The organism is Acidovorax sp. SUPP950, assembly GCF_030158935.1.
GTDB lineage: Bacteria > Pseudomonadota > Gammaproteobacteria > Burkholderiales > Burkholderiaceae_C > Paracidovorax.
In genome coordinates this window covers 373,100-398,355 of sequence record NZ_BQXE01000001.1, presented here as the reverse complement: position 1 = coordinate 398,355, position 25,256 = coordinate 373,100, and the positions used below count along the sequence as shown (strand labels likewise).

Sequence of the window (25,256 nt, the reverse complement as noted above, 5' to 3'; positions counted from 1 at the left end):
AACGCACCATGACGCTGGCCGCCTACGAACACAACGGCCGTCCGGTCACGCGCGAGGCGTTCTATGCGATTGCCTGCGATCCGGACCGCAGCGTGGCGGTGGAAGCCTGCGCGGGCGCGGGCAAGACCTGGATGCTCGTCTCCCGCATGCTGCGTGCCTTGCTGGACGGGTGCGCGCCGCACGAAATCCTGGCCATCACGTTCACGCGCAAGGCCGCGGGCGAGATGCGCCAGCGCCTGCAGGAATGGCTGGAAGAGTTTGCCCAGGCCGAGCCCGAGCGCCTGGCCCGGGAACTGGTCGCCCGCGGCATCCCGCCCGATCGCGCGCTGGAAAAGCGCGTGCTGCTGCAGACGCTGTACCGCTCGATGCTCGAATCCGGGCGGCCGGTGCAGATCCGCACCTTCCACAGCTGGTTCGCCGCGCTGCTGGGCACGGCGCCGCTGGGGGTGCTGCACGCACGCGGGCTGCCCGGCAACTACGAGCTGCTGGAGGACGACGCCGAGGCCGTGCGCCAGGTCTGGCCGCCGTTCCTGCAGCAGGTGGCCGACGATGCCGCGCTGCATGCCGACTACCTCGCGGCAGTGGCCTCGCACGGGCGGTCGCAGACGCACAAGGCCCTGGGCGCGGCGCTGTCCAAGCGCATCGAGTTCGAATTGGCGGACGCGGCCGGCGTGATCGACGCCTCGGTCCCGCCGTTCCATGCGCACTTCCCCGACCTGCAGGGGCTGGACAGCCCGGCCCAGGCGCTGGAGGGCGATGCGGCGCGCGCCCGCTGGCTGGCCCGCGCCAGTGCCCTGGGCACCGAATCCAACAAGACGCCGCAAAAGGCGGCCGACGCAGTGGTCGATGCCTTCGCATGCGAGGACCTGCACGAGCGCCTGGAGCGCTTGCGCCGCGCCTTCTTCGTGGCCAAGGAAGACCGGCTCAGCAAGAACCTGGAGAAGTTCGCCGCGGCGCAGGAAGCCGAGGCCGAGCTGCAGCGCCTGTGCCTGGCACGCCGCCAGCACGAGGCTTGGGGCCACCACCACCGCATGGCCCGGCTCACGCGCGCCCTGGTGGCTGCATTCGCTGCCCTCAAGCGCGATCGCGGCTGGGTGGACATGAACGATGTCGAACGCACGGCGCTCGTCATGCTGTCCGACCCGGTGCTGAGCGGATGGGTGCAGGAGCGGCTGGATGCGCGGGTGCGGCATCTGCTCGTGGACGAGTTCCAGGACACCAACCCGCTGCAGTGGCAGGCGCTGCACGCCTGGCTGTCGGGCTATGTGGGCGCGGGCGGAGGGCGTGCGCCCAGCGTGTTCATCGTGGGCGATCCCAAGCAGAGCATCTACCGCTTTCGGCGTGCCGAGCCGCAGGTGTTCCTCGCCGCGCAGGCCTTCGTGCGCCAAGGCCTGGGCGGCGACCTGCTGAGCTGTGACCACACGCGCCGCAATGCGACGGGCGTGATCGACGCGGTCAACCACGTCATGCAGGCCGCGCAGGGCCAGGGGGAATACGCCGGCTTTCGCGACCACACCACCGAGTCCACCGACCCGGGAATGCGGCTGCGCCTGCCCGCCATCACCGCGCCCGATGATGGCGCGGGCCCTGCCTTCGACCCCATGGCGTGGCGCGACAGCCTCACGCAGCCGCGGCACGAGGCCGAGGAAACCCTGCGCATGCGCGAATGCACGCAGGCCGCCCGCTGGGTGGCCGGGCGCATCGCCGACGGTGTGCCGCCGCGCGAGGTGATGGTGCTCGCCCGCAAGCGCGACCGGCTGGCCGCCATGCAGGACGCGCTGCGCGACCTGCACCTGCCCTGCGTGCAGCCCGAAAAAGCCGAGCTGGCCGAGGCGCCCGAGGTGCAGGACGTGGTGGCGTTGCTGGATGCGCTGGTCTCGCCGGGCCACGACCTGTCGCTGGCCCGCGCGCTGCGCTCGCCGCTGTTCGGGGTGGGCGACGACACGCTCGTGCGGCTGGCGCTGTGGCGGCGCCAGCCGGAGAACCTCGAATGCAGCTGGCTCGATTTGCTATTAAAAAGTGAGCATGATACCCTAGATTTTATTGCTCTGGGGGGCGATTTGGCTCTGTACAAGGGTTGGTTCGACGCATTGCCGCCCCACGACGCGCTGCAGGCCTTCTACACCCACCGCGACGTGCTGGCCCGCTATGCCGCCGCCGCGCCCGCCACCCAGCGCGCCAGCGTGCTCGCCAACCTGCGCGCGCTGCTGTCGGCCGCGCTGCAGATCGACGGCGGGCGCTACCTCACGCCCTACGCCTTCGTCCGGGCGATGAAGCGCGCCGGCCAGCGCGCGCCGGGCCGGGTGGACGCGCAGGCGGTGCGCCTGCTCACCGTGCACGGCGCCAAGGGCCTGGAAGCGCACAGCGTGCTGCTGCTGGACACCGACACCCGCCCGCAAAAGGCCGAGACCATGGGCGTGCTGGTGGACTGGCCGGGCGAAGAACCGCTGCCGCGCCGCTTCGTGTTCCTCGCCAGCGAAAGCACGCCGCCGCCCAGCGCGGTGGACATGCTCGCCGCCGAACAGGCCGAGCGACAGCGCGAAGAACTCAACACCCTGTACGTGGCCATGACGCGGGCCAAGCACTGCCTGGCGGTCTCGTCGGTGCAACCCTCGTCTTCGGCGCCCGGCAGCTGGTGGAACCGGCTGGCGCCCCTGTTGAAGGATGAGGACGAGAACGTTTTGGCCGAACCGGCCGGCGAAGCACCATTGCCGCTAAACCATGGGCGGGCGCAGGACCATGCCTTGCTGGCCGAACTGCCGGCCTGGTCGCCGCCGCCGAAGCCGGAGCCCGATGGCCCGGCCGTGCCGGCGGTTGCCGTGTCCACCCCGGCATCGCGCCAGGGCGAGGCCATGCACCAGTTGCTGGAGCAGGCCGCCATGGCCACCGCCGGCGGGCCGGCCCCCTCCGGCGGCGGATGGCCCGCCACGCGGCTGGCACGGCTGGCGGCAGACTTCGATCTGGCGCCGGAGTCCGCCACCCTGGCCGCCGGCATGGCCCAGCGCATCCTGGGCGGCGAGGGCGCCTGGGCATGGCAGGCCGACGCGGTCGATAGGGCGGTGAACGAGGCCACCATCGTTCACGCCGGGCAGACCTTGCGCATCGACCGGCTGGTGCGGCGCGTCGATTCCGGCGGCGAGCCGGTCTGGTGGGTGCTCGACTACAAAAGCGCGGCGGACCCCGAACGCCGTCCCCATCTGATGGCCCAATTGGCGCGCTACCGCGAAGCTGTTCAGGCCCAGATGCCGGGCCACGCGGTGCGCGCGGCGTTCCTCACCGGCGACGGGCGGATGGTGGAGGTGGGCGGCGAGACTGCGCCACCGCCACCGCCACCGCCACCGCCACCGCCACCGCCACCGCCACCGCCACCGCCACCGCCACCGCCACCGCCACCGCCACCGCCACCGCCACCGCCACCGCCGGCTCCGGTGCAGGGCGCCCTGTTTTGATGGCGCGGCGCGCTGCAGGCTCCCGGACTGCGGCGCCGCGCCCCGATGTTTCCAAAGCAAAGGTTGAAGATGACTGTTTCCGAATCGATCGCCCCCGTGCTGGCCTGTGATGTCGCCGTGATCGGCGGCGGCCCCGCCGGCCTGATGGCGGCCGAAGTGCTGGCCCGTGGCGGCCTGGCCGTGCATTTGTTCGACGCCATGCCTTCCGTGGGGCGCAAGTTTCTGCTGGCGGGCAAGGGGGGGCTCAACCTCACGCACTCCGAGGCGTTCGAGCCGTTCGCGGCCCGCTTCGGCGAGCGCCGCGCCGCCATCGAGCCCCTGCTGCAGGCCTTCGGCGCCGATGCGGTGCGCGCTTGGGCGCAGGGCTTGGGGGTGGAGACCTTCGTCGGCACCTCGGGCCGGGTGTTCCCCTCCGACATGAAGGCCGCGCCGCTGCTGCGCGCCTGGCTGCACCGCCTGCGCGGGCAGGGGGTGGTGTTCCACATGCGCCACCGCTGGCTGGGCTGGAGTGACGAGGGCGCCGCGCAGGACGGCGATGCGGCCGCCATGACACTGGGTTTCACCAGCCCTGCGGGCCTGGTGCCGGTGCAGGCCCGGGCCGTGGTGCTGTCGCTGGGGGGGGGCAGCTGGGCCCGGCTGGGCTCCGACGGCGCGTGGGTGCCGCTGCTGGCCGAAAAGGGCGTGCCCGTGGCCCCGCTGCGCCCGGCCAACTGCGGCTTCGACACGGTGCGTGCCGGTGGCGCACCGGCAGGCGAGACGCGGCGGGAATTCCTGCGCGAGCTGATGGGGCGGGCACCCGATCCGGCCGGCTGGACGCCGCATTTCACCGAGCGCTTTGCCGGACAGCCCTTCAAATCGGTCGCGCTGCATTTCTCCGACCACCAGGGGCGCACGTTCAGCCGCCGGGGCGAGTTCGTGGCCACGGCCACCGGCGTGGAGGGCAGCCTGATCTACGCGGTCTCCAGCCTGCTGCGCGACGAGATCGAGGCGCATGGCCATGCCACGTTCACCCTGGATCTGCTGCCCGACCACACGCCCGAGCGCGTGCTCAAGGAAGTGCGCCATCCGCGCGGTGCCCGCAGCCTCAGCAGCCACCTCAAGAGCCGCCTGGGGCTGGACGGCATCAAGATGGGCATCCTGTACGAGCAACTGGGCAAGGAGGGCATGAACGATGCCGCCGCCCTGGCCCAGGCCATCAAGGCGCTGCCCATCACCGTGGGCGCGACCCGACCGCTGGACGAAGCCATCAGCACCGCGGGCGGGGTGCCGTTCGAGGCGATGGATGGCAGTCTCATGCTGACGGCCCTGCCCGGCGTTTTCTGCGCGGGCGAAATGCTGGACTGGGAGGCCCCCACGGGCGGCTACCTGATGACGGCCTGCATGGCCAGTGGCATGGCCGCTGCCGAAGGGGCGAAGGCCTGGCTGCAGCGGGCCTGATCAGGCGCTTTGAGGCTGGGGCTGAGGCTGTGCCGTCGCTGCCGGGGACGCCTCGCCGTCGGGGCCGAAGTGCATGCAGAAACGGTTCTTGCCTTCGCGCTTGGCCCGGTAAAGGCCCAGGTCCGCGCGCCGGATCAGTTCGGAGGTGGTGCAGTCCGCCTCCCCGCGGGTCAGGCCTGCGCTGATGGACAGCCGGCGGCCCTGGAAGGCAGGGTGGTCCACCGGCACCGCGTACAACGTGTTCACGGTGTTGACCAGCGCCTGGGCGAGTTCACAGGCCTCGGGCAACGTGGCGGCATCCACCACCACGCCGAACTCCTCGCCGCCCAGGCGGCCGCACAGGTGCCGGCCGGCCTGCCGCTTCAATGCCGACGCGACGTCCTTCAACACCACATCGCCCTGGTCGTGCCCGAACTGGTCGTTGATCGATTTGAAGTCATCGATGTCGATCATCATGAAATACAGGCCTTCGATGTGCCCGGCGTCCTGCAGCGACTGCATGTGCTTGAGCAGGCTGCGGCGGTTGGCCAGGCCGGTCAATGCATCCTGGTAGGCCAGGGTTTCCAATTCCAGTTGCTGCCGGTGGCTGTCTTCCCGCAGGCGAAAGAGGGCCATGTTCAGCAGCATCCCGCACAGCGATGACAGGGTGACGATCAGCATGCTCCAGACCGGATCGTGCGCGGAGCGCATCTGCTGGAAATCGCCGTGCCCGAACGCGAGCCAGATGACGGCCACGGACGCCAAGTACTGCCATGTCGTGATGAACATGAAGGCGATCAGCAGCGTGAAGGCCACCCCCAGGGCCAGGCAGAAGTAGACCCCGACCGGACTCGGCACCGACAGCAGCCAGAACCCGTGGGCCAGCAGGCCACAGGCCGGCAGGGCGGCCAGCACCACCCTGCCAGGGGTGCTGGCGAACATCGATGCGATGATGCAGCAGTAGAAGGCGATCGCCAGCAGGGCGAACAGGATGTTGTCGTAGTGATAGGTGGGCGCGGCCGTCCACCAAGCCGCCAGCCAGCCCAGGGAGCCGAACGCAAGGAGGGAGCCGTTGACGCGCCGCATCTTTTCGAACGTGAACTGGTCCAGTGGCTTGGGAGTGGACTCTTCTTCGATCGCTGACGGGCTCGCACTGGCAACACGCGCGGGTTCGGCTGCGGACGGCACACCCGCCGCGCCGCGCAGGGCGGCAGTTCCTCGCGCTGGACCTTCTGCCATAAGGGCTCCTCAAAAGAAACAAATAGTAACTTGAAATTGCTAAATGTGAATATTTTGATAGGTTGGCCGTGGTTTTTGAGCCGTGCAAAGACGCGCGGGTGATGGCTGCCAGAGCGGGGACAGGTCCGAATGCCGGCCACGGAATCGACCGTGGCGAATGCTACGAAGGCTTTGGAAGGGGGAAAACCCTGCAGAAAGGGGGAGCCCTGAAGTGCGTGGACCGCTGGGGTGGCGCATGCCCTGCGCCAGGGGCCGTGATGGCATGGCAGGGATGGCTGAAAGATAGTTGACGAGCCTTACCCCCGGCACTGACTCTACAGTTAGGGCTGCTTGGTTCCCCACCTGACCCGGTTGGCTGCTTCACCATGCGGGGAGGCCCGTCACCGCCGATTGTAGGCGATAAAGCAGGCCGTTCCGGCCGGGACGACCCTGCACGCCGTGCAGGTGTTGGCCATGGTGGCCTGACAGCGGGGCGCACCGGGGCCCGGCGTGGAATCGGTACCCCGGCGATCCGGGAGGGCGCGCCCGGCCACATAGAATCCCCCCATGTCTTACCTCGTGCTCGCCCGCAAATACCGTCCCAAGACCTTCTCGGAGATGGTGGGCCAGGAGCATGTGGTGCAGGCGCTGTCCAATGCGCTCACGCAGCAGCGGCTGCACCACGCCTATCTTTTCACCGGCACGCGCGGCGTGGGCAAGACCACGGTGTCGCGCATTCTGGCCAAGTCGCTCAATTGCCAGGGCCCGGACGGGCAGGGCGGCATCACGGCCACCCCTTGCGGCGTGTGCCAGGCCTGCACCGACATCGACAGCGGCCGTTTCGTGGACTACACCGAGCTCGATGCCGCCTCCAACCGCGGCGTGGACGAAGTGCAGGGCCTGCTGGAGCAGGCGGTCTACAAGCCGGTGCAGGGGCGCTTCAAGGTCTTCATGATCGACGAAGTGCACATGCTCACCAACACGGCGTTCAACGCCATGCTGAAGACGCTGGAAGAGCCGCCGGAATACCTCAAGTTCGTGCTGGCCACGACCGATCCGCAGAAGGTGCCGGTCACGGTGCTCTCGCGCTGCCTGCAGTTCAACCTGCGCCCGATGGAGCCCGAGACGGTGCTCGAGCACCTGGGGCGCGTTCTGGCGCAGGAGAACGTGCCGGCCGAACCCCAGGCGCTTCGCCTGCTGTCGCGTGCGGCGCGGGGCTCGATGCGCGATGCGCTTTCGCTCACCGACCAGGCCATCGCGTTCGGCAGCGGCCAGTTGCAGGAAGCGGGCGTGCGCCAGATGCTGGGCAGCGTGGACCGGTCGTATGTGTTCCGCCTGATCGAAGCCCTGGCCCAGGGCGATGGCCGCACGGTGGTGGAAACCTCCGATGTCCTGCGCCTGAACGGCTTGTCTGCCGCCTCCACGCTGGAGGAGATGAGTGCGGTGCTCCAGCGCATGGCCGTCATGCAGGCCGTGCCGAACATGGCCCAGGCGCTGGATGCCAACGACCCAGAAGCCGTGGAAATCGCCCGTCTGGCCGCGCAGATGCCCGCGGACGAAACCCAATTGCTCTACAGCATCTGCCTGCACGGCCGTGCCGAACTGGGGCTGGCCCCGGACGAATACGCGGCGCTGACCATGGCGCTGCTGCGGCTGCTGGCCTTCAAGCCGGCGGATGGCTCGGCAGCCCCGGCCCCTTCGGCTGAAAAAAAAACTCTGACGCCGGTTGAGCCGGCACCCGCGCAGGCTGCGACCCGGGTGGCTGCGGCAGCCGATGCGTCGCCAGGGCAGCGGCCCGCGGCCGAACCGGCGCGCGATGCGGGTGCGCCAGCGGTGACCGTGCCTGCCGAGCCGATGCCCGCGCAGACCACCAGCGCCCCCGTTGCCGAGCCGGAACCATCCGTCGCAGCCCTGCCGGTGCCTGCGACCGATTCCACGCCCGCGTGGGAAGACGCCGGCACGCCGGTGCAGCCCCCTCCCGGCGAGCCCCAGCCGGCAGCCTCGCCGGTGCGGCTACCCGTCCATTCGCCCGATGATTTCCGCCGCGCGGCCTCTCCAGCCCCTGTGCCAGCGCAACGACCAGTGGCGTCGGCGCCGTCGGCGCCCGAATACATGGCGATCCCCGTGCGCACCGCTCCCGAGCCGGGCGCGCGCCTGCAGCCGCTCGCGCCGACGGGCTCCCTTCCCGCATCCGCCCGCTACACGGCCACGGAAGAGGGCGATGTCTGGCACGCCACCGTGCAGCAACTCGTGGCTGCCGAGGCCATTGCGGCGCTGGTGCGGGAATTGGCCCTGCAGTCCCAATTGGTGGCACGTGACGCCGGACACTGGCTGCTGCGCGTGGAGCGCGAATCGCTCAACCAGCCCGTGGCGCGCGAGCGCCTGCGGGCGGCGCTGGAGGCCGCGGGCCATGCGACCCAGATCAGCGTCGAACTGGGCGTGGTCATCGACAGCCCGGCCCGGCGCAATGCGGCCGCCGCGGCAGAGCGCCAGCGCGTGGCCGAGGAGATCGTGCACAACGACCCGTACGTGCAGACGCTGGTGCGGGACTTCGGCGCCAAGATCGTGCCGGGCAGCATCAAGCCGGCATGACGGCAGGCGTTGCCATCCTCCAGACGATTCGCTGATTCATTCATTCCATTCAAGCCTCCCCCTTCATTCCCATCAGAAAAGGAAAACTCACATGTTCAACAAGGGACAACTCGCCGGCCTCATGAAGCAGGCCCAGGCCATGCAGGACAACCTGAAGAAGGCCCAGGACGAACTCGGCAACATCGAAGTGGAAGGCGAATCCGGCGCGGGCCTGGTGAAGGTGCTCATGACCTGCAAGCACGACGTCAAGCGCGTGACCATCGACCCCAGCCTGCTGGCCGATGACAAGGACATGCTCGAAGACCTGGTGGCGGCCGCCTTCAATGCGGCGGTGCGCAAGGCAGAAGAAACCTCGCAGGAAAAGATGGGCAAGCTGACCGCTGGCATGCCGGGGCTGCCTCCCGGGATGAAATTCCCTTTCTGATCCAGGTGGCGGCCGCCGGGCGCGCCGCACCCTTTCATTGCCTTTCGCGGGCATGTCTCTTTGATTCTTGAACGGCGCCTTGCATGTCCGACACCAATTCCCTCGATGCCCTGGTCCAGGCGCTGCGCCGCCTGCCGGGCGTGGGCGTGAAGTCGGCACAGCGCATGGCCTTCCATCTGCTGCAGCACGACCGCGAAGGCGCCGAGGTGCTGTCGCGGGCGCTCCATGAGGCGACGGTGTCGGTGCACCACTGCGAACGCTGCCACACCTTCACCGAAGCCGCGGTGTGCGACACCTGCCTGGATCCGGAACGCGATGCCAGCCGGCTGGCCGTGGTGGAAACCCCGGCCGATCAGGCCGCGCTGGAGCGTACGGCGGCGTTTCGCGGGCTGTATTTCGTGCTCATGGGGCGGCTGTCGCCACTGGACGGAGTGGGGCCGAAGGACATCGGGCTGCAAAAGCTCATGGAGCGGGCCACCGATGGCGTGGTGCAGGAGGTGATTCTGGCCACCAATTTCACGGCCGAGGGCGAGGCGACGGCCTATGTCATCAGCGAGGCACTCAAGAGCCGGGGGCTGCACGTCACCCGGCTGGCCCGCGGTGTTCCGGTGGGCAGCGAACTGGAATACGTGGACCTGGGCACCATCGCGCATGCGCTGGTTGATCGCCGCTGACACTATAAAATTGATAGCTGCCAGCGCAATGTTCAATGGCGCTGGAGCACGAAAAGGCTTGAACCATGAATTCCCTGCATGTGGCGCATTTCACCGTCGCCTACTGGTGCGTGCTGCTGATGGCGCTGCTGCCCACGGTGTGCGCCCTGATCGCCAAGCGCGGCAGCTTCCAGGTGTCGGACAACCGCGATCCGCGTGGATGGGCCTCCCGGCAGACCGACTGGCGCGCCCGTGCCCTGGCCGCACAGTCCAACACCTTCGAGGCGCTGCCGTTCTTCATCGGTGCGGTGGTGATCGCGCACCAACTGGGGGCCGGGCAGACGCTGCTCGATATCCTGGCGTTGCTCTTCGTGATGCTGCGCGTCTTCTACGTGATGATGTACGTGTCCGACCTGCCCACCGCCCGCAGTGCCGTGTGGCTCGGGGCGCTGGTGGTCAACATCGCCATTCTCTTCATCGGCTACCGCTGAGGCGGCGCCGCGGTGGTACCGCGGCAATCCACCGCTGGATCGCCCTGGCATCCATCCACTAACCCGACTTTCCGTGCCTGTCCCTCAGGGATTGCCCTGACGGGGCGGCTGCGCGCAGGTGGCACGATTGCTGCACTGCAGCATTTCCTTGAATTCGCTTTTCCCCATGGATTTTCCTCGCATCCGCCGCCGCCACTTCGGTACGTTGTCCGCCCTCTCGATGGCGGCCTGGGCGGGCGCGGATGCCTTGGCGGTGCCGTCGCCGTTCAAGGCTGGGACCGGTCCGCTGCGGGTGGCGGTCGGAGGCTCGGGGCTGCTGTACCACCTGCCGCTGACCATCGCTCAGGAGCTGGGCTTCTTCCGGGCCGAGGGGTTGCACGTGGTGGTTCAGGACTACCCGGGCGGCGCCCTGGCCTTGCAGGCGTTGCAGGACGGCGAGGCCGATGTGTGCTCGGGCGCGTACGACCACGTGCTGCGTCAGCAACTGCAGGGCCGCAGCTACTGCGCCATCGTGCTGCAGGGGCGGGCGCCGCAACTGGCCCTGGCGGCATCGACACGGGCATGGCCCGTCAAGAGCGTGAGCCGCTTCAAGGGCATGCGCGTGGGCGTGTCGGCCCTGGGGTCTTCCACCCACCATGTGGCGCAGTTGATGCTGTCGCGGGATGGCGCGCCGCTGGACGAGGTGTCCTTTGTCGGTGTGGGCTCCGCCCTGGGGGCGGTGGCCGCGCTGCGACAGGGGCGGGTGCATGCGCTGTGCCATGCCGATCCGATCGTCAGCGCGCTGGAGCAGCGCGCCGAGGTGCGGGTGCTGTGCGACACGCGCTCGCTCAAAGGGTCACAGGAGCTGTTCGGCGGCACCATGCCGGCCGCCAGCCTCTATGCGCCGCAGTCGTTTGTGCAAAAGCAGCCGGCCCGCTCGCAGGCCCTGGCCAATGCCATGGTCCATGCCCTCAAATGGCTGCAGACAGCCAGCCCGGCCGACCTGGTGCGTGCCGTGCCGTCCGGGTACCTGCTGGGCGAGCGGGGGGCTTATCTGGCGGCATTCCACAAGGTGCGGGACACCTTCTCGCCCGACGGCCTCATGCCCGATGACGGCCCGGCCAACGCGGCGCGGGTGGTGGCCCGCCTGCGATCCGAACTGGCGCCGCTCAAGATCGATCTGGGGCGCACGTTCACGAACGAATTCGCGCGCAAGGCCAAGCAGAAGTTCAATGCCTGAGGGGCAGGTCCCTGCGGTGCCTGCTTGCGCCGGCCGGCATTTTGGCTGAACTGTCCGACACACGGCGGCAAGGGCGTGGCGATAGAGTCGAGGGCGCGCCGGCGTCGGTCTCACCGCGGCGCTGCAACGCAACGGTTGCGCTCCTTCATTCCATCACTCCAACAAGGATCTTTCCATGTCGCTGAACCTCAGTATCGGCCCCCTCGTTTCCCTGATCGCAGGCATCCTGATCCTGGTCATGCCCCGCCTGCTCAACTACATCGTGGCCCTGTACCTCATCGTGATGGGCGTGCTGGGCCTGGTCGGCATGCACAACCTGCGCCTCTGAAGCGCATGCTTGCCGGGCCGCCCCGCGCAAGCGCTGGACGGCCAGCCTCTTCAGGGCGATGCCTTGATTCGGCCCGGCTTCCGCTCAGCGCTTCTTGCGCGAGGGCGTTCCACCCTTGCGGGTGGGGGCCGCAGGGGCCTTGGCGCCTCGCGTGGAGGTCTGCTTGATCGCCGGGCGCGCGGACGAGGTGGCGGCCAGCTTCACCGGCAGGTACATCACGACCTGCTGGCCGGCCTTGAAGGCGGCGTTGGCCTTGACGTCGTTCCATTCGGCCACATTGGCGGCGCTCACCTTGTAGCGGTTGGCGATGCTGGCGACCGAGTCGCGCTTGCCGGCGCGCACCGTGGTGCGGCGCGTGACGATTTCCGGCGTGAAAGCCACCTGCCCGTTGTCTGCCACTTGGCTGGACACGTCCTGGCGCGTGGTCGTGGCACGGGGCACCATCAGGGCCGAACCCGCCTTGATCATCATGCGCGGCGGAATGCGGTTCACGTTGCGCAGGTCGTTCTCGCTCATGCCGACGCGTTGGGCAGCGGTTGCCACCGTCATGGTGGTGGGCACGCTCCACACCGTCCAGCTGGCGTACTGGCCTTCGCGGTGGGCTTCCAGGTTCTTGAGGAACACCTTGGCGTTGTCCCAGGGCAGCAGGATCTGCGGCATGCCCGCGGCCAGGATCACGGGGCGGTGCAGCGAGGGGTTGAGTGCGCGGAAGTCCTCTTCGCGCACGCCGGCCAGGCTGGCCACCAGCGAGACATCGATATCGTGCGTGATGTCCACCGTCTGGAAGTAGGGGTGGTTTTCGATCAGCGGCAATTCGGTGCGAAACGCCTGCGGGTTGGCGACGATGTTCTTCACCGCCTGCAGCTTGGGCACGTACATGCGGGTTTCGGCCGGCATGGTGAGTTCGGTGTAGCTGGTGCCCAGGCCCAGCTTCTGGTTGCGGGCAATGGCCCGGCTCACGCTGCCTTCGCCCCAGTTGTAGGCGGCCAATGCCAGGTGCCAGTCGCCGAACATGCCATACAGGCGCTGCAGGTAATCGAGTGCGGCGCGCGTGGAGGCCAGCACGTCGCGGCGGTCGTCGCGGAAGGCGTTCTGCTTGAGCTGGTAGTCGCTGCCGGTGGCCGGCATGAACTGCCACATGCCGGCGGCCTTGGCGCTGGAGACGGCCTGCGGATTGAAGGCGCTCTCGATGTAGGGCAGCAGGGCCAGTTCAGTGGGCATGCCCCGCAGCTCGAGCTCTTCGACGATGTGGAACAGGTATTTGCTCGAGCGCTCGGTCATGCGCTGCATGTAGTCGGGGCGCGTGGCATACCACTGCTCGCGGTCGCGCACGAGGTCCTGGTCCAGGTCGGGCATGGCGAAACCGCGGCGGATGCGGTCCCACAGGTCGGATGGCGCGTAGAGCGATGCCACCTCGCCGTTGCTGGCCTGCACGGCCGAGATCGGCTGCAGCGGCCCGGAGGGGATCAGGGGCGTGTGGGAGGACGAAGACGAGGTGTCGGTGGTGGCCGGCGAAGAACCGTCCTTGCTCGCGGCGCTTCCGGGCGGGGTGCCTTGCGTGGCGCAGCCGGTGAGCCAGACCACGCTTGCCAGGCCCAGGATGTGCAAAATTTTCATTGAAACTCGTTTTTCCATTGGCGCAGCGCCGCGAGAACGGCCACTGCATCTTGGGGATCGACCTGCGCATCGAAGGCCCGGGCGGCCTGGGCCACCGTGGGTTGCCGCGTGCGCAGGAAAGGGTTGATGTCGCGCTCGGTGGCCAGGCGCGAGGGCAGCGTGGGCCGGCCCTGCTGCCGCAGCGCCTCGCAGTCGCGGGTGTACTGCCGCAACGCCCCGTTGCCGGGCTCCACCGCCCGGGCGAACTTCAGGTTGGACAGCGTGTACTCGTGTGCGCAGCACACACGGGTGTCGCCTGGTAGCGCGGCCAGGGTGTCGAGCGACGCCTGCATCTGCGCGGGCGTGCCTTCGAACAGCCGGCCGCAGCCGCCGGAAAAGAGGGTGTCCCCGCAGAACAGCACGGGGGTGCCGTTCACATCGGGGGCGTAATAGGCGATGTGCCCCGCCGTGTGGCCGGGCACGTCGAAGACCTGAAAGCGCAGGCCCAGCACCTCGGCCGTGTCGCCCTGCACCAGGCGGGCGATGGGCTCGGGCACGGTTTCGTGCGCGGGTCCGAAGACGCGGGCGCCAGTGGCCTCGCGCAGCGCCGGTACGCCGCCGACATGATCGGCGTGGTGGTGCGTGACTAGAATCGCCTGCAATGGCAGGTCCAGGGTTTGCAATGCCTGCAACACCGGGCCCGCTTCTCCCGGATCGACCACGACCGCGGCCTGCGCGTCGTGCAGCATCCAGATGTAGTTGTCGGTAAAGGCGGGCAGCGGCAGCAAGTTCATGAGCGATGAAATTATAGGTTTGCACCACTGGTTCGACTCTTCCCCCGGCCGATACCTGCTGGCGTGGGAGCAGGAACGCTATGACGAGCTGGTGGCCGACATCTTCGGCTACCACGCCCTGCAGCTCGGAATGCCGGGTTTGCAGGGCCTGCGCGCCAACCGCATGCCCCACCGCTGGCTGGCGTTGGGCGCCGAAGAAACCCTGCTGTGGACCGACGAGGCGGCCGGCTGGCACGCGGCCGGGGCCCTGGGGGGCGGAGAACCGGGCGAGCCCGCCCTGCTGGCCGATCCGGTGGCCCTGCCTTTCTCGGAGAACAGCGTCGATCTGGTGCTGCTGCCGCATGCGCTGGAACTCAGCATCGACCCCCATGCGGCGCTGCGCGAGGTGCAGCGCGTGCTGGTGCCCGAGGGGCGGGTGGTCATCAGCGGGCTGAACCCCGTGAGCCTGTGGGGCCTGCGCCAGCGCCGGGCGCGGCTGTACCAGCGCCTGGGTGCGGGCGGGCGGCTGTACCTGCCCGACGTGGGCGAGTTCATCGGCCACTGGCGGCTGCGCGACTGGCTGCGGCTGCTCAATTTCGAGGTCGAGTCGGTCAGCTTCGGCTGCTACCGGCCGGCGGTGCGCAGCGCGCCCTGGCTGGAGCGTTTCGACTGGATGGACGGACTGGGGGCCCGCTGGTGGCCGATACTCGGGGCCGCCTACGTGGTGGTGGCGGTCAAGCGCGTGCACGGCGTGCGGCTGCTGGGCGCGCCCTGGCGCCGCGCGCCCAAGGGCGCTGCGGCGCCAGTGCCGGTGGCCAATCGCGGCACGGTCCGCGATGGCGGGCCGGCCTTTCATGTGGATGGACGGGAGTAACGTTTTTGAATCAGGTTGTGATCTATACCGACGGGGCTTGCAAAGGCAATCCGGGCCCTGGCGGCTGGGGGGTGGTGCTGCGTTCGGGCGCGCTGGAAAAGGAATTGTTCGGGGGGGAGCTGGGCACGACGAACAACCGCATGGAGCTGCTCGCGGTGATAGAGGCCCTGGGCGCGCTCAAGCGGCCGTGCGAGGTGACGCTGTTCCTGGACAGCCAGTACGTGCGCAAGGGCATCACCGAATGGATCCAGGGCTGGAAGAAAAAGGGCTGGCGCACGGCCGCTGGCCAGCCGGTCAAGAACGTGGAGCTGTGGAAGCGGCTGGACGATCTGGTGGCCCAGGGCGGCCACGTGATCGACTGGCGCTGGGTGAAGGGCCATGCGGGCGACCCGGGCAACGAGCGTGCCGATGCCCTGGCCAACAAAGGGGTGGACAAGGCGCTCGGGCGCGGCTGAGGCCGCCGTCGAGGCCCGCGTCTGAAAAGCCTGCGTCCGTCAGGCCCCGGGTGCGATCGCCTGCAGGCCCGCCTGCAGCGGCTCCGGTCCCTGGGGCCGCACCACGCGGTCCACCTCCTTGCCGTCGCGCAGGAAGACGAGGGTCGGCCAGAGCTTCACGCCGAAGCTGCGGCCCAGTCGCTGGCCCGGTCCGTCCTCGACCTTGACGTGGGCCACATCGTCCCGGCCCTCCAGCGCGGCCTGGATGAGCGGCTGCGCCCCCTGGCAGTGGCCGCACCAGGGCGTTCCGAACTCCAGCACCGTGGCACCGGCCAGGCGGTCCACATCTTCGCGGGCGGGGGGCTGTTCGAGATGGCGGGCGCAATATGTCATGGCGATGGGGTCCTTGTCATGTGGTTGTGGGCAGGGCCTGGGTTGGCGGGGGAACCTGTCTTTCAGCATAGGCCTGTGCCCGCAGGCACCGCGTCCGGCGCATGCGCCGCCAGGCTGTGGGACCGGACTGGCAGGCGGTTCACAGCGCGCCATCGAACATCATCACGTCCACGGTCTCTCCTGCGGCCACCGGCCCCCGGGGCGGGTGCAGCACGATGAGGCCGTTGGCCTGCACCATCGAATGGAGCAGGCCCGAGCCCTGGTGGCCGGTGGTGCGCACCTGCAGCGATCCATCCGGCGCGGTGCTGACGATGCCGCGCTGGTATTCGGTGCGGCCGGCCTTCTTGCGCAGGGGCTCGGTGCTGACCGCACGCAGCAGGGGCGGCGCGGCCCGGGTGCAGCCCATCGCGCGCAGCAGCGCAGGCCGCACGAACGCCAGGAAGGCCACCATCACGGCGACAGGATTGCCGGGCAGGCCGAACCAGAGGGTCCCGCTGGTTGAAACGGGTTTGCTATTATTTTCATAGCTGAATGCCCTAGTATTGATTGCGCTGAAGGCCATTTCGGCATCTGCTCCCGACGTGTGCTCGCCGTGCAGCCGCCCCACCGCCATCGGCCGGCCGGGCCGCATGGCGACCTGCCAGAACGCCACGTCGCCCAGCCGTTGCACCGTGGAGCGCAGGTGGTCCGCATCGCCTTCGCTCACGCCCCCGCTGGTGATGACGGCATCCGCCTGCTGCCCTGCCTGGCGCAGCGCGGCTTCGAGTTGCGCGGGCGAATCGGGCACCACGCCCAGGTCGATCGGCTCCACGCCCAGACGGGCCAGCAGGCCGATGATTGCGTAGCGGTTGCTGTCGTACACGGCGCCCTCGCGCGGGGCGTCGCCCGGGGCCAGCAACTCGTCGCCGGTCGAAAAGCACGCCACGCGCAGGCGGCGGAACACGGTGACGGTGGGCAGGCCCAGGCTGGCCACCAGGCCGAGCGCGGCGGGGGTGAGCCGCTCGCCACGGGCCAGCGCCACGCCGCCCCGCACCAGGTCTTCGCCCGCGCGGCGCCGGTGGTCGCCGGGCCGCACCGCGTCGGCCGCGAGGTGCACGGTGCCGCCCTGCACGGTGGCCAGCTCTTGCGGCACCACCGTGTCCAGCCCTGGCGGCATGACGGCGCCGGTCATGATGCGAACGCATTCCCCGGGTGCGGCATGGCCCGTCCAGGGCCGGCCGGCCAGGGCGGTGCCGGCCACCCGCAGCGACAGCGGCTGGCCGGCGCGCAATGCCGAACCGTCGAATGCATAGCCGTCCATGGCCGAGTTGTCGTGCGGCGGCACGCTGATGGGCGAGACGAGGTCGCAGGCCAGCACCCGGTCGAGCGCCGCGGACAGCGCCACGGTTTCGGTGCCGGCCACCGGCTGCACCAGTTGTTCGAGGAAGGCGGTGACGGCCTCGGCACCCAGGGCGTGGGCGTCGTAGCCGGGCAGGCCGGCGGCGATCTGTGCAAGGGTCTTCATGCGGCAGAAAAAAGAGGGGAGGCCGGCAGCCACCGCACCATGTGCAGCTTGTCGTGCCCGATGCCCTGGATGACCACCGCGCGCGGCAGCAGGCCCCAGGCGCGAAAGCCCGCGCGCTCGTACAGGCGCACGACGTGGGTGTTGGCGGCGGTGACCGTCAGCACCAGCTGTTCCAGCCCGGCCACCTGTTCGGCGAGCTGCACGCAGGCCTGCACCAGCGCGCGCCCGACGCCGCCGCGCTGCGCGCGCGGCGCCACCATCATGCCCACCACGCTGGCGCAGTGGCGCTGCTGCAGGCGGGCCTCGCGCTCGCAGCCGATGCTGCCGAGCAACTGGCCGTCCGCAGCGAACGCCCCGAGGAAGAAGGTGCCCGTGGCGGGCGCGCCGAAGCGCTCGGCATACGACTGGGCCGGGCGCAGCACCGCGCTGGCGTGGTCGGAGGTGAAGGCCTCGGGCGCGCAGCGCAGCGCCTCGTCGCGCAGGGCCTTGTAGGCGTGCAGGTGCGCGGTGCCGAGCACGTCGATCCGGAAGGGGTCAGGGGTCATGGGGCGAGCGCGCGTTCGAGCGCGTGCAGTTCGGCCAGGGTGTTGGCGTTGCAAAAGCCGAGCGGGTCGTCGCCAGGCTGGTCGAAGGCGGCCATGGCGCACGGGTGCTGGGCGATCCAGGCGCCGATCTTGCGGCCGCCGCCCACCATGAATTGCGCGAGCGACTCCCGCAGCGAGGCCCGCAGGAGGCAGAACACCGGCTGCGTGCGCAGGGGCGCGGCGCCCGGTTCGCCCGCGTGGGGGGCATCGGCGGCCAGCCCATCGGATTGCGGCGCGGCGGCGATGGCCAGATCCACAGGCCCGCCCGCCGTGTCCATGGCCCAGGCCGCCGCCATCAGGCGCCGGGCCAGATCGGGCGGAAACAGCGGCGTGTCGCAGGGCACGGTGAGCAGCCACGGGGTTTCGCAGCGCGACAGGCCGGCCAGAAATCCCGCCAGGGGCCCGGCGTGGCCGGCCTCGGCATCGGTCACGACCGGGACGCCGAAGGTGGCGTAGCGGTCGAGGTGGCGGTTGGCGCTGACGAGCCGCGGGCCGACCTGGGACTGCAGCCGCTGCAGCGCATGCAGCGCCAGCGGAACGCCCTGGAAGGGCTGCAGTCCCTTGTCCTGCCCGCCCATGCGCGTGCCCTGGCCGCCGGCCAGCACCAGCCCGGTGATGCGGGTGGCGTCATCCATGCGTCAGCCGCCGATGTAGCTCATTTCCACCCGCCGCGCGCCCTGGCCGGTGTCCGCAGGCAGGCTGCTGCGCAGTTCGGAATAGCGGTCGCCGCGGCCGTTCCAGATGCCGGCGATGGCGGCGGCGATGTCGGCATCGGTGGCGCCGCCACGCAGCAGGCTGCGCAGGTCCCAGCCCTGGGTGGCGAACAGGCACAGGTAGAGGCTGCCTTCCATCGACAGGCGGGCGCGGTTGCAGTCGCCGCAAAACGCTTGCGTGACGCTGCCGATCACGCCCACCTCGCCCAGCGCCGGGTCGTGGCGCCCGGTGGCATCGGCGTAGCCCCAGCGGCGCGCGGTTTCCCCGGGGGCCTGTTCGGGCAGGGGCACCAGGGGCAGGTGGGCCTGCAGCCGCTCGATCACGTCGGCGGATGGCAGCACCTCGTCCATTCGCCAGCCGTTGGTGGCGCCCACGTCCATGTATTCGATGAAGCGCAGCGTCACGCCCGTGCCGCGAAAGTGCCGCGCCATGGGCACGATCTCGTGGTCGTTGGTGCCGCGCTTGACCACCATGTTGACCTTGATGCGCGCGAACCCCGCGGCCTGCGCCGCGTCGATGCCGGCCAGCACCTCGGCCACCGGAAAGTCCACATCGTTCATGTGCCGGAACACCGCGTCCTGCAGGCTGTCCAGGCTCACCGTGAGGCGGTTCAGCCCGGCGTCCTTGAGCGCCTGGGCCTTGCGCGCGAGCAGCGAGCCGTTGGTGGTCAGCGTGAGGTCGGGCGCCGTGCCGTCCGGCATGCGCAGCTGCGCCAGCATGCCGACGAGGTTTTCGAGGTGCTTGCGCAGCAGCGGCTCGCCGCCGGTGAGGCGGATCTTGCGCACGCCGTGGTCGACGAAGCTGCGGGCCAGGCGGGTGATTTCCTCGAAGCTGAGCAGCGCGCTGTGCGGCAGATAGGGGTAGTCCTTGTCGAACACCTCCTTGGGCATGCAGTACGCGCAGCGGAAGTTGCAGCGGTCGGTCACGCTGATGCGCAGGTCCCGCAGCGGGCGAGCGAGCGTGTCGGTCAGCCATCCCGATGGAATCCCGGACAGGCCCTGCGGCACGGCGGGGCGCAGCGCAGCGATGCGCTGGTCCACCAGGGGGATGACACGTTCAGCCATGGGCCGATTTTGCCGCATGGGGTGCGGTAGGGTTATCGGCGCAATGGGCCGCGCCGCTGTCGGCCGGCAGCGATCAGACGCAGCGGGCGCCATCCACTTCGATGCACATGCCGCTCACGAAGGCCGCTTCGTCGCTGGCCAGGTACAGCGCCGCGTTGGCCACGTCGAGCGCGGTGGAAAAACGCCCCAGTGGAATCGAGGCGAGAAATTGGGCGCGGCGCGCGTCGTCCACCGGCCCGCCGGCGAACTCGGCGGCCAGGCCCGTGTCGGGGTTGAACACCGGGTTGATGCAGTTCACGCGGATGTTGTCGGGGCCCAGCTCGGCCGCCATCGACTTGCTGGTGGTGATGACCGCGCCCTTCGACCCGTTGTACCAGGTGAGGCCCGGGCGGGGCCGCAGGCCGGCGGTGGAGGCGATGTTGATGAAGCTGCCGCCCGCCGTGCCCGGGTTGGCGCGCATGGCCGGCACGGCGTGGATGGCCGAGAGGTAGAGGCTTTTGACGTTGATGGCATACACCTTGTCGAACTCTTCCTCGCTCACTTCCAGCATGGGGCGGTTGCGGTGCGTCCAGCCGGCGTTGTTCACGACCACGTCGAGCCGGCCATGCAGGCGCACTGCCTCGTCCACCAGGGCTTTCATGTCCGCAGAGCGGGTGACGTCGGCGGCGAAGAAGTCCGCCGTGCCGCCCGCGGCGCGGATCTCGGCCGCCACGCGCTGGCCCCCGGTGGCCTGGATGTCGTTGACGATGACCCGGCCACCCTCGGCTGCGAGCCGCTTGGCGATGCCTTCGCCGATGCCGTTGCCGGCGCCGGTGACGATGATGGATTTGCCTTGCACGCGCATGAAGCCTCCGATGGCGCTATGTTGTCGATAGCTGCCTGCGCAATTCTCACCAGGGCGGTGGCGGGATTCCGTTGGATGGGTTCTCGCGGCCGGTGGCCGTCGGCTGCGCGGGCGGCCAAGGCAGTGTAGCCACCGCTTTGCCGCCCGGCGTGCCCGGCACTGCCCCCTGCGCGACAGGGTGGCCCGCCTGCCGGCGCGCCCAGAAGGCGGAACCGGGCCAGCGCGTTTCCATCGCGTAGAAGCCCTGCAGCTGCTTGCGGTACACCCGGTGGATGTCCCGCAGGTGGTCGGCATAGCGCTGCGGCGCCTGCAGGTCGCCCGCCCCGTGCGCCAGCACCGCCTGTGCCGCGCGCATGCCGGTGTAGAGCGCGTTGCCGATGCCCTTGGACGACAGCGGGTCGAAGGCGAGGGCGGCGTCGCCCACCGCCAGCCAGCGCTCGCCGGCCGCGCGGTCGAGTTCGGCGCTGCAGGCATCGGCGCCCTGCACCGCGCCGTGGGGGCGATAGCCGTGCTCGGCGCACAGCGCGCCCAGGTGGGTGGTGTGCTGCAGGTGCTGCCACAGGCCATCGTCGTCCAGCAGGGTGCGGCGGTCCAGCAGGTCGGCATCGCCCAGGAAGGCCACCACGCGCTCGCCGCTGGGCAGCAGCACGCTGTACCACCATCCGTCTTCGACCGCCTCGACCCAGGTGCGGCCGTCCAGATCGGTACGACTGTCGGTGCGCAGGCGCTGGTAGAAGGCCAGCAGCCGGTCGTAGTGGCGGCGGCGCGCGCCCAGCCGGCAGGCCTGGGTGGCCATGCGGCCGCTGGCGTCGATCAGCCAGTGCGCCGTCACGTGCGACAGGGATTCGCCCGCGCGGCGCAGCTGCAGCCGGTGCAGCGGGCCGGATGCCTCCTGCGGGTCTGCCGAGGCGGTGCCGGTGCTGCTGGCGGGATCGGCGCCCTGCGCATCGTCGCACTGCAGGTGGGTGGAAAGCGCGACCGTGCAGCCCGCCTCGCTGGCGGCGGCCCGCAGCGTGGCGTCGAAGCGCACGCGGTCCAGCTGCAAGCCATTGCCATGCAGCTGGCGCAGGGTGTCGTTGGCGTGGCCGGCCAGTCCGCCCCAATAGGCGAGGGTGCCGTAGCTGGGGCGGTGGCCGTCCGCCAGCACGCGATCAAGCACGCCAAGCTCCCCCAGCAGGCTGCGCACGGGTGGCGGCAGGCCCTCGCCGATGCGAAAGGCCCGCTCGCCGCCGCCGTCGGCCAGCAGCACGCGCAGGCCGGCGCGGGCCAGGGGAATGGCACAGGCCGCGCCGGCAGGGCCACCGCCAGCGATGGCCACGTCGAACGCCTGCGCGGTTTCCAGGCGGGGCACGCGTTCAGCCGCCCGGCGGCCGGCGGCGCACCGGCAGCGGCGCGTTCCGGGCTTCGGCGTGCGAGCCGAAATTGGCGCCGTGCGGCAGGGCGCGCGCCTTCGGGTGGATGGGGGCGGTGGCATCGGCCGCGTCGCTTTCGACGGCGGCGGCGCCCAGCAGGCGGGTCTGCGCGGCCAGCGCGGCGTCGCTGAGGCTGGCGGCGTCGGCGGCCGAGACATCGGGGCCGTACGACGCCACCATCATCTGCGCCGGGAAGGCCGGATCGTCCGGCACGCCCGGGCGCACTTCCACGAGGCCCATCGATCCGAAGATGCGCACCATTTCTTCCATCTGCCCGGCCGTGGTGCCGTGCAGCGGCTTGTTCCAGCTGGTGCGGTTGGAGAACGCCTCGATGCGCCGGGCCATGGGCTGCTGCCGGTCCACGACGATGGCGTAGTCCTCGGCCGTCAGCACGTGGTTGGGCACGCGGGCCGGCCAGAAGGTGGGCGCGAACGGGTCGTAGGCGGTGTCGTACCCCGCCCGGCAGTAGGCCGTGTCGGCCTGCCAGGGCAGGCCCATCCAGCGGTTGATGTCGCCGGGCCCCTGGGCATACAGCGGCCCCTGGGCCGACAGCGCGGTGGCCTGGTCGAGCGTGGGCCCATAGCTGGGCTCGGCCGTGCCCGCCGGACGCTGGCGGATGCGGAACGGGCGGCTGTACAGCGTCAGATGTCGCATGGGCCAGGTCATCTCGCAGCCGGGGTGGAAGGCGTCGGCCAGGCAGAACTCCAGCGCCGCCCGGTCCAGCGTGGCGGGCTGCTGCGCCAGCGGCACCGCGTCGATGCTGGCCGGCAGCTGGCGGCCGGCATCCCAGTCGGAGACGAAGTCGCCTTGCACCCAGCGCGCCAGCACATTGCTCTGCGTCTGGCTGATGCTGGCGTTCTGGCGCGGGCTCTGGCCTGCGGGCACCGTCATCGCATCGCCGTACAGCCAGGGCCAGGGCATCTGGTTGCCGTCCGGTGGGCTGGGGGGGCGGAAGCTGTTGAACACCTGCCGGCGCAGTTCGGCGTTGGGGTCATAGCCGCCTGCGGGGGGCAGGGCGGAGAGCCGCTCGATCAGCGCGGGGTTCTCGAAGTCGTACTGCCCCTGGTGGCCGAACAGGGTGGCGAAGCCCTGGTTCACCCATTGCAGGCCCGACAGGCGCTGCAGGATGGGGTACACGTCGTCGGCGAACGATATTGTGGCCGGCGCGGGCAGCCAGCCGGCCTGGACGTACAGGTCCTGCAGCAGGTCGTACAGCGTGCGCTGGGTCTTGACCTGCGGTGCGTAGTTGGGCGGGGCGGTCACCACCCAGGCGGATTCCACCGGAATCTCCTGGCCCTCGATGCGCACCGTGGCCGAGACCGGGCCGTCGCAGGTGTCGTCGTACCAGCCGTCGGCGTTGATGAACGAGTCGCCGTCGGCCGGGTTGAAGATCGGGCTGCCCGTGGGCGAGGCCGAGACGCCGTGGCCGGGCAGGAACACCAGCCGGCCGCTGGCGTCGGTCTGCAGCTCGCCGATCTTGACCGGCACGCCGGTGAACTGCCCTGTGCAGGGCACCGGCGCCGCGTTGCGGCCCGCGATGCGCTGCACGCCCGCGTCGATGACCAGCGTGTCGCGCGCGGCGTTCTTGGCATTGCGCAGCGGCAGCTGGGTTTTGGCCGCCTCCGGAATGTCGAGCGCGATCTGCCACTGGTACCAGGCCGCCTTGCTGTTGGCGACGTGCACGGACCATTCGATGTCGGCCCAGTCGGCGGTCAGCTCGCGCACCACGTCGCCCGCGGCGTTGTAGCCGTAGATGCGGAACTGCGCGGCCTCGCGCTTGAGCGCGCCGGTGGCATCGCGGTAAAAGCCCTGGGGCTGTGGCGGCGGGTTCACCACCTGAGGGCCCAGATAGAACGCTGTCTCGCTGTTGCCCACCCGGGCGATGCCGATGGCCGGGTGGATGGCGGCGCGCACGATGCGCGTGTCCTTCGCGGCGGGGTAGTCCACGCCGGGCGCGTACTGCGCCGGACGGGGCACCACGGGCTCGCCCAGCGGCACGCCGTTCACGTTGCGGCGGTTTTCGGACGAGGCCCGGTACACGGCCTTGCGCGCCTCGGCGATGCTGCCCATGGGCATGTGCTCGGGCAGGGCATGCCAGGGGTTGTAGGCCAGGTTTTCGCCGTAGCCCGACTGGCCCCGGGCGTCCAGGTCCTGCTGGGGCAGCTCCAGGATGCCGACCTCGATCGGCACGCTGGCCTGCTCGCTCCAGCGCACCGTGGCGGCGTCGAGCGGCATGTCATGGTCGTTGGTCTGGAACTGCACCAGGAAGCGAAAACGCGCCGGGCCCTTGCGCAGGCGGGCATGCAGATCGGCCCGCAGGTAGAACGGGTCGTCGAAGTCCGGCGGCGCGTCGGCCGGCGGCGCCTGCACCGGCTCGATCTTGTATTTGACGAAGCGGCCCTGGCCGAAGCAGGAGGGCAGCACGCTCCAGTAGTCGGTGGCCAGCACGGAGTCCACCGTCTTTTCCATGTCGTTCAGGATCTGCGCGGTGACGGGGTGCGCCTTCAGGTAGGCATCGCCCCGGCCGTGCAGCGATTCGCAGGTGAACTCGCACATGTCCCGCGCGGTGTCGGTGAAGAACACATCGTGGTTCTGCAGGATGAAGTCGTGCGTGGTGGCGTCCTGATCGGGCTCCAGCAGCTTGCGCCCCTGCACCCCGAACAGCTTGATCGCGATGCCCGTGGTGCCCTTGAGGTCGGGGTTGCCGGGCTGCACGTCGGCCGAGAAGCGCACCCACACCGGGTACTGCGGTGCCTGTCCGAACACGCCGACCCGCAGCTCGGGCGGCAGATTCGGATCGATGGTGAACTGGCCATGCGCCACGCCGTGCAGGCGCAGGAACACCGGCCGCGTGGCCGGGTCGCGGCCCGCCGCCATGCCCTTGCCCTGGAAATAGTCCACGAACAGCTGTTGGAGCCCGGCCACCGGATCGCTGTCGCAGCAGCAGGGACTGGGCGGCAAGGTCGGGGGCAAGGTGATGGGTGTGCCGGCGCAGGTGCTGGTGGCGGCCGACGGCGCGGGTGGAACTGACGTGCTTTTCATCGCAACCCTCCTTTGTTTTATGGATCGTCCTGGACGATGTAACGCTCCCTCCCGAAAAGGCCAGCGTGAACGCCGTGCGCTTTGGGACCCGAACATTCTGCGGGGGAACGGCAGGGGGAATATTCAGGGTTTCCACCCGGTGGAAAAAGAGCGACGCCACGGCGCGGCGCGTGTATGCAGGCGCAAATCCCACAAAACCCTGCGCAAAACCGTGCCATCATCGTGGTGAATG

General features: G+C 69.9%; 21 protein-coding genes and 1 other RNA gene. 10 read left to right on the top strand and 12 right to left on the bottom strand.

Annotated elements, in window-relative coordinates; translation table 11 throughout:
- Positions 1-8: 8 nt before the first annotated feature.
- Together AVME950_RS01895 and AVME950_RS01890 are read left to right on the top strand one after the other, a co-directional pair.
- On the top strand, positions 9-3,449 hold the full coding sequence (locus tag AVME950_RS01895; protein WP_284428536.1) for a UvrD-helicase domain-containing protein: 3,441 nt from the start codon (positions 9-11) through the stop codon (positions 3,447-3,449).
- Between the two features lie 69 nt (positions 3,450-3,518).
- Positions 3,519-4,886: a TIGR03862 family flavoprotein gene (locus AVME950_RS01890; RefSeq protein ID WP_284428535.1), complete on the top strand. Its 1,368-nt coding sequence runs from the start codon at positions 3,519-3,521 to the stop codon at positions 4,884-4,886.
- Here AVME950_RS01890 and AVME950_RS01885 read toward each other — a convergent pair whose 3' ends face one another.
- Both AVME950_RS01885 and ffs read right to left on the bottom strand, forming a co-directional pair.
- Positions 4,887-6,104 carry a GGDEF domain-containing protein gene (locus AVME950_RS01885; RefSeq protein ID WP_284428534.1) on the bottom strand — a complete coding sequence of 406 codons (1,218 nt, stop codon included), beginning with the start codon at positions 6,102-6,104 and terminating at the stop codon, positions 4,887-4,889.
- Positions 6,105-6,389: 285 nt separating this feature from the next.
- Positions 6,390-6,486: signal recognition particle sRNA small type (ffs, locus tag AVME950_RS01880), an RNA gene on the bottom strand.
- A gap of 164 nt (positions 6,487-6,650) precedes the next feature.
- Between ffs and dnaX the strand changes: the two genes are divergently transcribed.
- From dnaX to AVME950_RS01850, 6 genes are all read left to right on the top strand, one after another.
- On the top strand, positions 6,651-8,675 hold the full coding sequence (gene dnaX, locus AVME950_RS01875) for a DNA polymerase III subunit gamma/tau (RefSeq protein WP_284428533.1): 2,025 nt from the start codon (positions 6,651-6,653) through the stop codon (positions 8,673-8,675).
- Positions 8,676-8,766: 91 nt separating this feature from the next.
- Positions 8,767-9,099, top strand: a complete 333-nt coding sequence (locus tag AVME950_RS01870; RefSeq protein ID WP_272568985.1) for a YbaB/EbfC family nucleoid-associated protein — start codon at positions 8,767-8,769, stop codon at positions 9,097-9,099.
- Between the two features lie 83 nt (positions 9,100-9,182).
- A complete protein-coding gene (gene recR / locus AVME950_RS01865) occupies positions 9,183-9,773 on the top strand; it encodes a recombination mediator RecR (RefSeq protein ID WP_284400952.1) in 591 nt (196 codons plus the stop codon).
- A gap of 65 nt (positions 9,774-9,838) precedes the next feature.
- Complete coding sequence (locus AVME950_RS01860; protein WP_284428532.1) at positions 9,839-10,243, top strand: MAPEG family protein; 405 nt, start codon at positions 9,839-9,841, stop codon at positions 10,241-10,243.
- 166 nt (positions 10,244-10,409) lie between these two features.
- On the top strand, positions 10,410-11,462 hold the full coding sequence (locus tag AVME950_RS01855; RefSeq protein WP_284428531.1) for an ABC transporter substrate-binding protein: 1,053 nt from the start codon (positions 10,410-10,412) through the stop codon (positions 11,460-11,462).
- A 175-nt stretch (positions 11,463-11,637) separates the two neighbouring features.
- Positions 11,638-11,790, top strand: coding sequence for a DUF3096 domain-containing protein (locus AVME950_RS01850; RefSeq protein WP_272547845.1), 153 nt, complete (start codon positions 11,638-11,640; stop codon positions 11,788-11,790).
- 84 nt (positions 11,791-11,874) lie between these two features.
- Here the strand turns inward: AVME950_RS01850 and AVME950_RS01845 are convergent, their stop codons facing one another.
- Together AVME950_RS01845 and gloB are read right to left on the bottom strand one after the other, a co-directional pair.
- A complete protein-coding gene (locus tag AVME950_RS01845) occupies positions 11,875-13,407 on the bottom strand; it encodes a transglycosylase SLT domain-containing protein (protein ID WP_284428530.1) in 1,533 nt (510 codons plus the stop codon).
- Positions 13,404-14,180 (bottom strand): hydroxyacylglutathione hydrolase, encoded by a 777-nt coding sequence (gene gloB / locus AVME950_RS01840; protein ID WP_284428529.1) that lies wholly within the window; start codon positions 14,178-14,180, stop codon positions 13,404-13,406. Before gloB ends, AVME950_RS01845 begins: the two co-directional genes overlap by 4 nt.
- Here gloB and AVME950_RS01835 point away from each other — a divergent pair.
- Together AVME950_RS01835 and rnhA are read left to right on the top strand one after the other, a co-directional pair.
- Positions 14,179-15,033 carry a class I SAM-dependent methyltransferase gene (locus tag AVME950_RS01835; protein WP_284428528.1) on the top strand — a complete coding sequence of 285 codons (855 nt, stop codon included), beginning with the start codon at positions 14,179-14,181 and terminating at the stop codon, positions 15,031-15,033. The two genes, gloB and AVME950_RS01835, sit on opposite strands and share 2 nt — an antisense overlap.
- 5 nt (positions 15,034-15,038) lie before the next feature.
- A complete protein-coding gene (gene rnhA, locus AVME950_RS01830; protein ID WP_284400891.1) occupies positions 15,039-15,488 on the top strand; it encodes a ribonuclease HI in 450 nt (149 codons plus the stop codon).
- Between the two features lie 39 nt (positions 15,489-15,527).
- On the opposite strand, the gene AVME950_RS01825 is transcribed toward rnhA, so the two are convergent.
- From AVME950_RS01825 to AVME950_RS01790, 8 genes are all read right to left on the bottom strand, one after another.
- Positions 15,528-15,860 carry a thioredoxin family protein gene (locus AVME950_RS01825; protein WP_284428527.1) on the bottom strand — a complete coding sequence of 111 codons (333 nt, stop codon included), beginning with the start codon at positions 15,858-15,860 and terminating at the stop codon, positions 15,528-15,530.
- Between the two features lie 139 nt (positions 15,861-15,999).
- A complete protein-coding gene (moeA, locus tag AVME950_RS01820; protein WP_284428526.1) occupies positions 16,000-17,364 on the bottom strand; it encodes a molybdopterin molybdotransferase MoeA in 1,365 nt (454 codons plus the stop codon).
- Positions 17,361-17,909 carry a GNAT family N-acetyltransferase gene (locus AVME950_RS01815; protein ID WP_284428525.1) on the bottom strand — a complete coding sequence of 183 codons (549 nt, stop codon included), beginning with the start codon at positions 17,907-17,909 and terminating at the stop codon, positions 17,361-17,363. Before AVME950_RS01815 ends, moeA begins: the two co-directional genes overlap by 4 nt.
- Complete coding sequence (mobA, locus tag AVME950_RS01810) at positions 17,906-18,583, bottom strand: molybdenum cofactor guanylyltransferase MobA (RefSeq protein WP_284428524.1); 678 nt, start codon at positions 18,581-18,583, stop codon at positions 17,906-17,908. The genes AVME950_RS01815 and mobA overlap by 4 nt, the downstream gene beginning before the upstream one ends.
- A 3-nt stretch (positions 18,584-18,586) precedes the next feature.
- Positions 18,587-19,726: a GTP 3',8-cyclase MoaA gene (gene moaA, locus AVME950_RS01805; RefSeq protein ID WP_284426425.1), complete on the bottom strand. Its 1,140-nt coding sequence runs from the start codon at positions 19,724-19,726 to the stop codon at positions 18,587-18,589.
- Between the two features lie 73 nt (positions 19,727-19,799).
- On the bottom strand, positions 19,800-20,570 hold the full coding sequence (locus AVME950_RS01800) for an SDR family oxidoreductase (protein ID WP_284428523.1): 771 nt from the start codon (positions 20,568-20,570) through the stop codon (positions 19,800-19,802).
- Positions 20,571-20,616: 46 nt separating this feature from the next.
- Entirely contained in the window at positions 20,617-21,921 is a 1,305-nt protein-coding gene (locus AVME950_RS01795; RefSeq protein WP_284428522.1) for an FAD-dependent monooxygenase, read from the bottom strand.
- Positions 21,922-21,925: 4 nt separating this feature from the next.
- Positions 21,926-25,024, bottom strand: a complete 3,099-nt coding sequence (locus AVME950_RS01790; protein WP_284428521.1) for a LodA/GoxA family CTQ-dependent oxidase — start codon at positions 25,022-25,024, stop codon at positions 21,926-21,928.
- Positions 25,025-25,256 lie beyond the last annotated feature (232 nt).